Annotated in this window: 13 protein-coding genes; all 13 read left to right on the top strand. The window is 54.7% G+C overall.

Annotated elements, in window-relative coordinates:
* Positions 1-25: 25 nt before the first annotated feature.
* The 13 genes from fliN (at position 26) to G5154_RS06670 (ending at position 12,504) form a co-directional block, all read left to right on the top strand.
* Positions 26-418 (top strand): flagellar motor switch protein FliN, encoded by a 393-nt coding sequence (gene fliN / locus G5154_RS06730; RefSeq protein ID WP_005343964.1) that lies wholly within the window; start codon positions 26-28, stop codon positions 416-418.
* Positions 415-795 carry a flagellar biosynthetic protein FliO gene (gene fliO / locus G5154_RS06725; RefSeq protein WP_216979261.1) on the top strand — a complete coding sequence of 127 codons (381 nt, stop codon included), beginning with the start codon at positions 415-417 and terminating at the stop codon, positions 793-795. Before fliN ends, fliO begins: the two co-directional genes overlap by 4 nt.
* Entirely contained in the window at positions 782-1,555 is a 774-nt protein-coding gene (gene fliP / locus G5154_RS06720; protein ID WP_216979260.1) for a flagellar type III secretion system pore protein FliP, read from the top strand. The genes fliO and fliP overlap by 14 nt, the downstream gene beginning before the upstream one ends.
* Positions 1,556-1,580: 25 nt before the next feature.
* Positions 1,581-1,850: a flagellar biosynthesis protein FliQ gene (fliQ, locus tag G5154_RS06715; RefSeq protein ID WP_005343969.1), complete on the top strand. Its 270-nt coding sequence runs from the start codon at positions 1,581-1,583 to the stop codon at positions 1,848-1,850.
* Complete coding sequence (gene fliR / locus G5154_RS06710) at positions 1,847-2,644, top strand: flagellar biosynthetic protein FliR (RefSeq protein ID WP_421250594.1); 798 nt, start codon at positions 1,847-1,849, stop codon at positions 2,642-2,644. Before fliQ ends, fliR begins: the two co-directional genes overlap by 4 nt.
* A complete protein-coding gene (gene flhB, locus G5154_RS06705; protein WP_005343971.1) occupies positions 2,637-3,767 on the top strand; it encodes a flagellar biosynthesis protein FlhB in 1,131 nt (376 codons plus the stop codon). The genes fliR and flhB overlap by 8 nt, the downstream gene beginning before the upstream one ends.
* A gap of 107 nt (positions 3,768-3,874) precedes the next feature.
* Positions 3,875-5,980, top strand: coding sequence for a flagellar biosynthesis protein FlhA (gene flhA, locus G5154_RS06700; protein WP_421250593.1), 2,106 nt, complete (start codon positions 3,875-3,877; stop codon positions 5,978-5,980).
* A gap of 16 nt (positions 5,981-5,996) precedes the next feature.
* Complete coding sequence (gene flhF, locus G5154_RS06695) at positions 5,997-7,421, top strand: flagellar biosynthesis protein FlhF (RefSeq protein ID WP_421250592.1); 1,425 nt, start codon at positions 5,997-5,999, stop codon at positions 7,419-7,421.
* A 34-nt stretch (positions 7,422-7,455) separates the two neighbouring features.
* Positions 7,456-8,298: a MinD/ParA family protein gene (locus G5154_RS06690; RefSeq protein WP_408082997.1), complete on the top strand. Its 843-nt coding sequence runs from the start codon at positions 7,456-7,458 to the stop codon at positions 8,296-8,298.
* Entirely contained in the window at positions 8,291-9,010 is a 720-nt protein-coding gene (locus G5154_RS06685; protein ID WP_005343982.1) for an RNA polymerase sigma factor FliA, read from the top strand. Before G5154_RS06690 ends, G5154_RS06685 begins: the two co-directional genes overlap by 8 nt.
* 111 nt (positions 9,011-9,121) lie before the next feature.
* Positions 9,122-9,505: a chemotaxis response regulator CheY gene (gene cheY / locus G5154_RS06680; protein WP_041234108.1), complete on the top strand. Its 384-nt coding sequence runs from the start codon at positions 9,122-9,124 to the stop codon at positions 9,503-9,505.
* Between the two features lie 12 nt (positions 9,506-9,517).
* A complete protein-coding gene (locus tag G5154_RS06675; RefSeq protein ID WP_005343984.1) occupies positions 9,518-10,258 on the top strand; it encodes a protein phosphatase CheZ in 741 nt (246 codons plus the stop codon).
* A gap of 11 nt (positions 10,259-10,269) precedes the next feature.
* Positions 10,270-12,504, top strand: a complete 2,235-nt coding sequence (locus G5154_RS06670; protein ID WP_421263913.1) for a chemotaxis protein CheA — start codon at positions 10,270-10,272, stop codon at positions 12,502-12,504.
* The last annotated feature ends 9 nt before the right edge of the window (positions 12,505-12,513 follow it).

Genomic DNA, 12,513 nt, shown 5'->3' with positions numbered 1-12,513 from the left:
TCACGAAGCGGTATAAGGAAACAAGATGAGCGGAACAGAGGAAGAGGATCTGATGGCTGATGCCTGGGCGGCAGCACTGGAGGAGCAGGTGACGGCGGAAGCCAAACCGGCTCCGCTGGAAGAGCTCAAGGACGATGCCCCTATCAGTGCCGAGGAGCGGCGCAAGCTTGACACCATTCTGGATATTCCGGTCACCATCTCGATGGAGGTCGGTCGCAGCCAGATCAGCATTCGTAATCTGCTGCAGCTCAACCAGGGCTCGGTGGTGGAGCTGGATCGGGTGGCAGGCGAGCCGCTGGACGTGCTGGTCAACGGTACCCTGATCGCCCACGGCGAGGTGGTGGTGGTAAACGACAAGTTCGGTATTCGCCTGACTGATGTCATCAGCCAGATTGAACGGATTAAGAAACTCAAATGATGCGTCTGCTGCTGTTGTTGCTGCCACTGCCGGTATTTGCCGAGGTGGGGGGGGCAGCAAATGCTCCCAGCCTGAGCTCTTGGCTGATCTCCAGCCTGATGGTGATCGGGCTTATTTTGGTGCTGGGTTTTTTGCTCAAGAAGAGCAAGATTGCCAACGCCATGGGGGGCGGACAGATGAGAGTGATCGCCACGCTGCCAGTGGGATACAAGGAGAAGTTGCTGGTGGTCAAGGTGGGTGAGCAGCAGTTGCTGCTAGGGGTGACGCCACAGCAGGTCAACTTTCTCTATCGGCTGGAGGAGCCGCTGGACGAGCAGCAGCCGCAGGCATTTTCCCAGCAGCTGGGTAAATTGATGGGCAAACATGAAAAAAACTAACGGCTTGTTGTGGCAAACCGGATGGCTGGCTTGCCTGTTGATCCCGCTGTTTTACGCCTGGCCTGCGTTGGCGCAGGATGGTATGTCGGCAGTGACAGTCAAGACCATGGGAGATGGCTCTCAGGAGTACAGCCTGACCCTGCAAGTGCTGGCGTTGATGACCGCGCTCTCCTTCTTGCCGGCCATGGTCATCATGATGACCTCGTTTACCCGCATCATCATAGTGTTGGGTATCTTGCGTCAGGCGATCGGTCTGCAACAGAGCCCCTCCAACCAGGTGTTGATCGGTATTGCCTTATTCATGTCGTTTTTCATCATGTCGCCGGTGCTGGATCGTATCAATGATGAGGCGCTGCAGCCCTATCTGTCCGAAACCATTCAGGCCAAGGAGGCGCTGGAACGGGCTGAATTGCCCATCCACCAGTTCATGCTGGCTCAGACCCGGATAAAGGATCTCAATACCTTCATGGAGATCGCCAACGTACAGGTAGAGAAGCCTGCCGATGTGCCGCTGCGTGTGCTGATCCCGGCCTTTGTTACCAGCGAACTGAAAACAGCCTTCCAGATTGGCTTTATGCTGTTCTTGCCGTTTCTGGTCATCGATCTGGTGGTCGCCAGCATCCTGATGGCGATGGGGATGATGATGCTCTCGCCGATGATCGTCTCGCTGCCTTTCAAGCTGATGCTATTTGTGATGGTGGATGGCTGGAACCTGATCCTGGGATCGTTGGCTAACAGTTTCGGACTGGGTGCCGGTTAACCGGTCGCGAGCAAGGAGCCAGAACATGAGTCCCGAAACCTTTGTCGACGTCTTTCGTGAGGCGCTCTGGCTGGTCAATATCATGGTAAGTGCCGTTATCTTGCCCAGTTTGGCTATAGGTCTGGTTGTCGCCATCTTTCAGGCCGCTACCTCCATCAACGAACAGACCTTGAGCTTTCTGCCACGTCTCATCGTGACACTGCTTGCGCTGGGTGCCGGTGCTCACTGGGGAATGCAGAGTCTGATGGACTTCTTCATCCTGATGGTTAATCAAATTCCCGAGGTGGTGGGGTGACCTATACCACCGCTCTGATCATGGAGTGGTTGTCTGCCATTCTCTGGCCACTGGCCAGAATAAGCAGCCTTTTCATGGTTATGGCGGTATTTGGCAGCCGGCTGGTCGCAGCACGGATCAGGTTGGGGCTGGCGGTAGCCGTGACGTTTCTGGTTGCTCCTCTGCTTCCTCCCATGCCTCCTGTGGAGCTCTTCTCTGCCGGCAGTTTTCTGGTCTTGGGCCAGCAACTGCTCATCGGTATTGCGCTGGGGTTGATGACCCAGTTTCTGATGGAGAGCTTCGTGATGGCGGGGCAGGTGATCGCCATGCAAACCAGCCTGGGTTTTGCCACCCTGGTGGATCCGATGAATGGCCAGTCGGCCCCTGTGGTCGGTCAGATTTATCTGATGCTGGCGACCCTGGTATTTCTGGCGCTCGATGGTCATCTGGTGATGCTGCGCCTGGTGATCCTCAGTTTTGAGACGCTCCCCATCTCTGATAGCGGTTTGTCTGTCTCTTCGATGCAAACACTGAGCGCATTCCTGGGGGTCATGTATCAGGCCTCGCTGGTGATGGCTCTCTCTGCCATCGTGGCTTTGCTGCTTATCAACTTCGCTTTTGGCGTGATGACCCGGGCTGCCCCCCAGCTCAATATTTTCAGTATCGGTTTTGCCGTCAGCATGATGTCGGGTTTGCTTATCCTCTGGCTTACGATCGGCGGCTTCCTCGGCCATTTCGACACCTTGTGGGAGCGGGTGCAGGAGGTCAGTTGCGAGCTGATCGACACCCAATGTTTCGGAGGTGTCAATGGCTGATACCGACCAGGAACGTACCGAACAACCCACGGGCAAACGACTGCAACAAGCCCGTGAAAAAGGGCAGATTGCACGTTCAAAAGAGCTGGGAACTGCCAGCGTACTGCTGTCAGCCGTCTTTGGCCTGCTGTTGATCAAGGGTTACCTGGCGAGCGCCATGCTCAAGGTGGTGACTATGGGCTTCACGCTAAACAGAGAGCAGGCTTTCGATCCCAATGCCATGGTAGCCATGGTGCCGGCGCTGCTGGGGGAACTGGTGTTTCCGCTCGGACTGCTCTTCGCTCTGGTCGCCATCGCGGCTTTTATCGGCAATATCCTGATGGGGGGAATGAACTTCTCCACTGAGGCAATGATGCCGAAATTCAGCAAGATGAGCCCCATCAGCGGGTTCAAGCGAATGTTTGGAGTGCAGTCACTGATCGAGCTGGTCAAGTCCATCGCCAAGGTGGTGTTCATTACTCTGTTTGCCTGGTGGATGCTCTCAAGCCAGTTTAATCATCTGCTCAACCTCTCCATGGAGGGCTTTCCCGGCGGCATCATAGATGCCCTTGACCTTTTTTTGTGGATGCTGATCATCCTTTGCTGTGCCTTGTTGCCTATTGTGGCCATCGATGTGCCGTTCCAGCAATGGAACCATATGCGTCAGCTCAAGATGACCAAGCAGGAGGTGAAGGACGAGTTCAAGGATAGCGAGGGTAAACCCGAGGTAAAGGGCAAGATCCGCCAGTTGCAGATGCAGATGGCGATGCGCCGGATGATGGGGGATGTACCCAAGGCCGATGTGGTGATCACCAACCCGACCCACTACTCGGTGGCGCTCAAGTATGATGCGGGCAAACCCGGTGCCGCACCCAAGGTCGTGGCCAAGGGCACTGATGAAATTGCAATGAAGATCAGGGAGATAGCCAGAGAATACGAGATACCCATCATGCCGTCACCGGCCTTGACCCGGGCTATCTACCACTCTACCGAGTTGGGCCGCGAGATTCCGGAAGGGCTGTTTGCGGCGGTTGCTCAGGTTCTGGCCTATGTCTTCCAGCTCAAGAAATTCCGCCGTGGCCAGGGGCGCCGTCCTCAACCGTTGGCCAAGGATCTCCCCATTCCGACCGAATATCGCAAATGACAAAGTTCTGACGCTGTAAAAGTAAACTCATTGTATTTCAATGTTTTGCATTGTTGGCTTAATGTTTGCTTTAATCTGGCACCAGCAGGTTGACATTGAGAAGAGCGATGGATTTCAAGGCAGTATTGGGCCAGTTAAAACAGTCTCGGGGAGTGTTGAGCAAAGGCCTTGGTACCCCTCTGCTGGTGTTGGCTGCGCTCGGCATGGTGGTGTTACCCATCCCCCCGCTGATGCTGGATGTGCTCTTCTCTTTCAACATTGCGCTCTCTATCGTGGTGCTGCTGGTATCCGTTTATACCCGGCGCCCCCTCGAATTTGCTGCCTTCCCGACCGTATTGCTGCTCGCCACCTTGCTGCGGCTGGCGTTGAACGTGGCCTCGACCCGAGTGGTGCTGCTGGAGGGCCACAATGGCAGTGCAGCGGCAGGCCATGTGATCGAGGCATTCGGTAACGTGGTGATCGGCGGCAACTATGCGGTCGGTATCATCGTCTTTACCATCCTGATGATCATCAACTTTGTAGTTATCACCAAGGGTGCCGGGCGGATCGCGGAAGTGAGTGCCCGTTTTACCCTGGATGCGATGCCGGGTAAACAGATGGCTATCGATGCCGATTTGAATGCCGGTCTCATCAATCAGGAAGAGGCGAAGAAGCGTCGCCTTGATGTAACCCAGGAAGCCGATTTCTATGGCTCCATGGATGGTGCCTCCAAGTTCGTCAAAGGTGATGCGATAGCAGGCATCATGATCCTCTTCATCAACATCATCGGCGGCTTCATCATCGGGATGATGCAGCATCATCTTACCTTCAGCGAATCTGCCGAGATCTATACCCTGCTGGCGATCGGTGACGGTCTGGTAGCGCAGATCCCCTCCCTGCTGCTCTCTATCGCCGCAGCCATCATAGTGACCCGTCAGAATACCGATCAGGATATGGGCACAGCGGTATTAGGCCAACTGTTCGATAACCCCAAGGCCTTGATCATCTCTGCCGGTATCCTGCTGATGATGGGGTTGGTGCCGGGGATGCCGCACTTCGCCTTCCTGAGTCTGGGGGCGCTCGCTGCCGCCGGAGCCTGGTGGCTGCTGCGCCGCGAGAAACTGGCGGTAGCCAAAGCAGCCAGTGGCGAGTTGATGCCGACCAGTGCAGATCAGCCATCGCATGAGCAGAAAGAGTTGAGCTGGGACGATGTGATGCCGGTAGACATCATCGGGTTGGAAGTGGGTTACCAGCTAATCCCGCTGGTGGATCGCAATCAGGGGGGCGAACTGCTCAACCGGATCAAAGGGGTGCGCAAGAAACTCTCGCAAGAGCTGGGCTTTCTGGTGCCTGCTGTCCACATTCGCGACAACCTGGATTTGGCACCCAACCAATATCGCATCACCTTGATGGGAGTCAGTACCGGCGAGGCCAACGTCTACCATGATAAAGAGATGGCCATCAACCCGGGGCAGGTATTCGGCCAGATCCAGGGGATTGCCACTCTGGATCCCGCGTTTGGACTTGAAGCAGTGTGGGTAGCCAAGGAGCAGGTGTCACAGGCGCAGACCCTGGGGTATACAGTGGTGGATACTGCGACCGTAGTTGCCACCCATTTGAGCCAGATCTTGACCAACCATGCGTCACTGTTGCTCGGCCATGACGAGGTACAGCAGTTGCTCGACATGATTGGCAAACATCAGAGCAAACTGGTCGAAGGGCTTGTGCCTGAAGTGATCAGCATGGGTAACCTTGTGAAGGTATTACAGAATTTGCTCAATGAAGGGGTGCCAATTCGCGATATGCGCACTATCCTGCAGACCCTGGTGGAATACGCGCCGCGCAGCCCGGATCCGGAAGTGCTCACCGCGGCTTGCCGGATTGCCCTGCGTCGCCTGATTGTTCAGGAGATTGCCGGCCCTGATCCCGAGCTACCGGTGATTACATTGGCACCTGAATTGGAACGTATATTGCATCAGTCTTTGCAAGCGGGTGGTGGTGATGGCGCCGGTATTGAGCCGGGTCTGGCGGAGCGAATGCAGCGTTCACTGGTGGAAGCCACTCAACGACAAGAATTGGAAGGCCAACCGGCTGTGCTTCTGACATCGGGGATCCTGCGCAATACCCTGGCGAAATTTGTCAAGAATGCCATTCCTGGATTACGTGTGCTGTCCTATCAGGAAGTGCCGGACGACAAGCAGATTCGCATCGTCAGTGCGGTAGGGCAGAACTAGTTAGCGGAGACGACGGGTGAAGATTAAGCGGTTTTTTGCCAAGGACATGCGAACGGCTCTGGCCGAGGTCAAGGAGACGCTCGGGCCCGATGCCGTCATCATGTCCAACAAGAAGGTTACCGGGGGGGTAGAGATAGTCGCCGCTGTTGATTATCAATCCCAGGTTCCGGGCCCCAAAGATGCGCCGGTTCGCCGTCAGCTGAACGATGAGAGCGTCAATATTTCGTCTGCTGCTCGGCAGATGACCCGTCCCGAGCCCGCAAAGGTTCAGGAACAGAACGAACATTATGCTGATACCCTGGCCGCCCTCCTCGCGCGTCAGCAGAAACTGAAGCCTGGCAATGGGGCTCCCATGGGCAACACCCAATCGGCTGGTCTGGCTGCTGCCAATGCAGTGCCCAGAACGCTGGCCGAGCAGGGACAGTGGGGCACAGTCCCGGAACCTGCCAAACCCAAGGCGCGTGTCGTATCCGGCCAACGGGCCCATCAACCTGCCCAGCGGGATCAGGAGATGGAGGGGATGCGCAAGGAGATGGCCAGCATCCGTAAATTGCTGGAGCACCAGATCTCCGGTCTGATGTGGCAGGAGGTTGAACGACGCGAGCCGATGCGTGCCCTGCTCATCAAAGAGCTCAAGAAGATGGGCTTTGACGATGCCTTTTCCGATCAACTGGCGGGGCTGATCCCTGAAGACATGCCTATCCATCAGGCGATGGCCCAGTTGGCTGAAGTGTTGACGGCTCAGCTCAAGATCAGTGAAGACGAAATTTTACGTCAGGGGGGGGCGGTTGCTCTGCTGGGGCCAACAGGGGTGGGCAAGACGACCACCATTGCCAAATTGGCAGCCCGTTTTGCCATGAAGTATGGCGCCGAGCAGGTGGCCCTTATCACCACTGACAATTACCGGATCGGGGCTCATGAGCAATTACAGACTTATGGCCGGATCATGGGCTGTCCGGTTCGTCAGGTGCGTGATGCCGAAGAGCTGGCCAATGCCCTCTATCAGTTCCGCCACCGCCGGCTGGTATTGATCGATACGGCAGGCGTGGGGCAACGGGATATCCGGCTGACCGAGCAGCTCGATACCCTGGTCAAAAATGCCAAGGTGAGGATCCGCAGCTATCTGGTGATGTCGGCAACTTCCCAGCGTCGGGTAATGCAGGAAGCGGTTGACCATTTCCGGCGCATTCCCTTGAGCGGCTGCATACTTACAAAGTTGGATGAGAGTCTGAATCTGGGCGAAGTAATTAACGTGTGTATCCAGAATGTCTTGCCTATCAGTTACATCACTGATGGGCAGCGGGTTCCGGAAGATATTCAGGTTGCCAATGCGGCGCAGCTCGTCGGAGCTGCCATGGGCTCGCTGGAGCGAGAAACAGAGGAGCCCTATTTCTGGGGCACAGGCTTTGGCGAGGCCGAAGATTCGGAGTTTTATGAGTAACATGTATATGGATCAGGCGAGTGGTCTGCGCAAAATGCGTCAAAACAATCGAGTAAAAGTGATCGCCGTTTCCGGTGGTAAAGGTGGCGTAGGCAAGACCAACGTGACCCTGAACGTGGCGGGAGCCATGGCGGCCCAAGGCAAACGGGTGATGGTGCTGGATGCTGACCTTGGTCTGGCAAATGTTGACGTCATGCTGGGGTTGCGGGTTCATCGCAATCTCTCTCACGTGCTGGCAGGCGAGTGCACGATCGACGACATTATCGTTGAGGGACCGTACGGCATGATGATTGTGCCTGCAACCTCGGGGACCCAGTCTATGGTCGAGCTTTCGCCGGTACAACATGCCGGACTGATCCGCGCCTTCAGCGAGATGAAGACCCAGGTTGATATTCTGATGGTGGATACGGCGGCGGGGATCTCGGACATGGTGCTGAGTTTCACCCGCGCCGCGCAGGACATCATGGTGGTGGTGTGTGACGAGCCTACCTCTATTACCGATGCCTATGCCCTTATCAAGATCCTTTCCAAAGAGCACGGTGTATTTCGCTTCAAGGTAGTGGCAAACATGGTACGCAGCCTGCGCGAAGGGCAGGAGCTTTTTGCCAAGCTGACCCGGGTAACGGATCGTTTCCTCGATACGTCACTGGAACTGGTTGCCTGCGTGCCTTATGACACCAATTTACGCGCAGCAGTACGCAAGCAGAAACTGATTGTCGAGGCGTTTCCCAAGTCGCCGGCGGCTTTGGCTTTCCGCGCATTGGCCAACAAAGCGGCTAGCTGGCCGGTACCCAACCAGCCTGGCGGTCATCTGGAGTTTTTCCTGGAGAATCTGTTACAGACTCAGGCCACCACACAGGAAGGTTCCCGTGAATAAAGCCCAAGCGTACTTGCGTCATCAGGATTCCTATCTGCTGGTAGAGCGCCATGCTCCACTGGTCAAGCGGATTGCCCAGCATTTGCTGGCTCGCCTGCCAAGCAGTGTCTTGCTGGATGACCTGATCCAGGCAGGTATGATTGGGCTTCTCGAAGCGTCGCGGAACTTTGATGGTAGCAAGGGGGCCAGTTTCGAGACCTATGCCGGGATTCGTATCCGTGGTGCCATGCTGGATGAGATCCGGCGTGGTGACTGGGTGCCTCGTTCCGTGCATCGAAACAGCCGAGCGATTGCAGAAGCGATCGAAAATGTTGAGCAAGCCAATGGACGGGATGCTCGTGATACGGAAGTCGCAGCGCAAATGGGAGTCTCTCTCGCTGATTATCATGTCATGTTGCAGGATGTCTCCTGCGGCAAGATCATCGGTATCGAGGATTTGGGGGTCAGTGAGGATGTGATCGGTAACCCTGATGAAGCACCGTCAGGCTCCGGGTTTGATGAACTGGCCGCAGAACGATTTCAAATTCAACTGTCGGAGCAAATCGGTCGCTTACCAGAGAGAGAAGCTCTGGTTCTCTCTCTTTACTACGATGAAGAGCTGAATTTACGTGAAATTGGTGAGGTTTTGAATGTAAGTGAGTCGCGCGTGAGTCAGATACATAGCCAAGCAATGCACAGACTGCGCGCTCGTTTGAGAGATTGGCATCTATAAGTGTTTGTACTGGCTACACTGAGATGAAACTCTAAGGCATAATCCGCATGACACAACCCATTTTTAGCATCATGTAAGTGAGCCACTCAGGTGGCTATTGAGGAGGGAATTTTGGACAAGAACATGAAAATCCTCATTGTTGACGATTTTTCAACGATGCGCCGGATTATCAAGAACTTGCTGCGCGACCTTGGGTTCAACAATACCCATGAAGCGGATGATGGCAACACAGCACTGCCGATGCTGAAAAATGGTGATTTCCAGTTTGTGGTTACTGACTGGAACATGCCAGGCATGCAAGGTATCGACCTGCTGAAAGCCATTCGTGTCGATGAGAAGCTCAAGCATCTGCCGGTGCTGATGGTGACGGCGGAAGCCAAACGTGAGCAGATCATTGAAGCCGCGCAAGCCGGCGTTAACGGTTATATCGTCAAGCCTTTCACTGCAGCAACGCTCAAAGAAAAACTCGACAAAATTTTTGAACGCCTTGGCTAAGGAGCAGCAGGGATGATGGCCAAAACGAGAGCAATGATTTCGCTCGACCAGGCAAGGATGCTTGTTGCTCATCTGGAGCAAGGTGAATTCGAGCTGGCCGATGAACTGCTTGCCAATGTATGTGCCCCCAACGCAGCCGATCTGTTTGATAAAGTTGGTCAGCTGACCCGACAACTGCATAACTCACTTCAAGAATTTCGTCTCGACCCCCGAATTCCCGATTTGGCCACCCATGACATTCCCGATGCGCGGGAGCGCCTCAATTATGTCATCGATATGACCGATAAGGCTGCTAATCGCACCATGGATGCTGTTGAGGCTAGTCTGCCGATAGCTGATCGCCTGAATGATAATATCCAGTTGGTGATGCCGAACTGGAATGCACTGATGTCCAGGGATATGAGCGTGGGACAGTTTAAGTCCTTATGCCATCAACTCGATGATTTCATTAAGGCTTCTGAATCAGATGCCGATAAGTTACGACAACTGCTGACAGAAATACTGATGGCACAAGACTTCCAGGATTTGACAGGACAGATGATCCGCAAGGTCATCAAGCTGGTTCAGGAAGTCGAAACAAAATTAATAGAAATGCTGACTATGTTTGGTGAGGCTGCAGCTGAGCATGCAACTCGAACTCTCCCTGCGAACGGGATTGAAGCCGAAGGCCCCATCATGAATCCAGAGGCGCGTGCCGATGTAGTCAATGGTCAGGATGATGTGGACGATCTGCTGTCTAGCTTGGGATTCTAATGGAGTGACGCATGGCCTTCGAAGTTGATGAAGACATACTGCAAGACTTTCTGGTCGAAGCATCCGAAATATTGGAACAGTTGTCTGAGCAACTGGTCGACTTGGAAAAGCGGCCTGACGACAAGAATCTGTTAAATGCCATCTTTCGCGGTTTCCACACTGTAAAAGGCGGCGCCGGTTTCCTGTCTTTGGGTGAGTTGGTTGACGTATGTCACGGTGCCGAAAACGTATTTGATATCTTGCGTAACGGCAAGCGAACAGTGACTGCCGAGCTTATGGATGTAATCCTGCAAGCGCTGGACGCCATAAACGTGATGTTCGCCCAAGTACAAAACCGTGAAGCGCCAAGTCCTGCGTCTGATGATTTGCTCCATGACCTCCACGAGTTGTGCAAGCCTGAAGGAGAAGAGCAACTTCGAACCGCGACCAGCGGTGCTAATGGCATGGAGCCGGAGGCTGTTACTTCTGTTGTTGAGGTTGTCTCTGACCCCGAGGTCGTTGAACCGATAAACCAAGCAAGCGATCCTGCAGCTGTTAACGGGGGCGGCTCCATCGACGAGATTTCAGCTGATGAATTCGAGCGTCTGCTGGATGAGTTGCATGGCGTGGGGGGCACACCAACCACAACCAATAGTGCGGCAGGATCATCTGTTGCTGGCCAATCTGGCGATATCACCGATGATGAGTTTGAGGCCTTGCTGGATCAACTCCATGGTCAGGGACAGCACATGGGGGCGCCAGAGGTGAATCCTCTGAAGTCGGTGCAAAAAGAGGTGGACGAGCTTATCGATGATGATGAGTTTGAGCGCCTGCTTGATGAATTGCATGGTCGTGGTCAAGGGCCTCAGAGTACTCTGGCACCTGCCGCACCTGCCGCACCTGCCGCACCTGCCGCACCTGCCGCACCTGCCGCACCTGCCGCACCTGCCGCACCTGCCGCGGTGACTCCGTCCAAACCGGCCACTCCTGTAGCCAAACCAGCACCGGCTGCTCCCGCAAAATCTGCCGAAGCAGCCAAGGCACCAGCGTCTGCCGCCAAGGCGGCGCCTGCGCCAGTAGAAAATAGTGCTGTGCAAAGCGATACGACGGTGCGGGTGGATACCAAGACTCTCGATGTCATCATGAACATGGTAGGTGAGTTGGTACTGGTCCGTAACCGGTTGGTGAGCCTGGGTATTGCCAGCAATGATGAAGAGATGTCAAAGGCGGTTGCCAATCTGGATGTGGTAACGGCTGACCTGCAAGGTGCGGTTATGAAAACCCGCATGCAGCCAATCAAGAAGGTATTTGGTCGTTTCCCACGCGTGGTGCGTGATCTGGCCAGAACCCTCAAGAAAGAGATTGAGCTGGTGATGGTGGGGGAAGAGACCGATCTTGATAAAAACCTGGTAGAGGCGCTCGCCGATCCTCTGGTTCACCTTGTTCGCAACTCCTGCGATCATGGGGTCGAAATGCCTGATGTGCGGGAGAAAGCGGGCAAACCGCGGCAAGGGACGATCACCCTTAGTGCCTCCCAGCAAGGTGACCATATTCTGCTTTGCATTGAGGATGATGGAGCAGGGATGGATCCTGAGAAACTCAAGTCCATCGCAATCAGTCGCGGTGTTCTGGATGCAGATACTGCTGCTCGCATGAGCGACAACGATGCCTATAACCTGATTTTTGCCCCGGGCTTTTCAACCAAGGCCGAGATCTCCGATATCTCTGGCCGTGGTGTCGGGATGGATGTGGTTAAAACCAGCATTGTCAGCCTCAATGGGTCGGTGCATATAGATTCCACTTGGGGGAAAGGTACCCGTCTCGAAATCAAGGTTCCGTTGACGCTAGCCATTCTGCCGACTCTGATGGTTGAAGTGGGTGAGCAGACCTTCGCACTTCCCCTTGGTTGTGTGAACGAGATTTTCCATCTGGACCTGAAAAAAGCCAACATGGTTGATGGTCAGCTCACCATCATTGTGCGCGAGAAGGCGATACCGCTCTTCTATCTGCACAAATGGTTGATTCGTGGCGCCAACAAACGTTCACGTCAGGATACCGGACATGTGGTAATAGTGCAGATTGGCACTCAGCAAATCGGATTTGTGGTAGACAGCCTGATTGGTCAGGAAGAGGTGGTCATCAAGCCTCTTGATAACCTGCTTCAAGGTACCCCAGGCATGGCTGGGGCGACGATTACCAGTGATGGCGGAATTGCTCTTATTTTGGATGTGCCGAGTCTGCTCAAAGCATATGCGCGTAGACATTAATAGCTCAGG

The organism is Aeromonas sp. 600527, assembly GCF_049175415.1.
Taxonomy (GTDB): Bacteria; Pseudomonadota; Gammaproteobacteria; order Enterobacterales; family Aeromonadaceae; genus Aeromonas; species Aeromonas veronii_A.
Note: the sequence above shows the minus strand (reverse complement) of the source record. Positions and strands in the feature narration are given on the sequence as shown.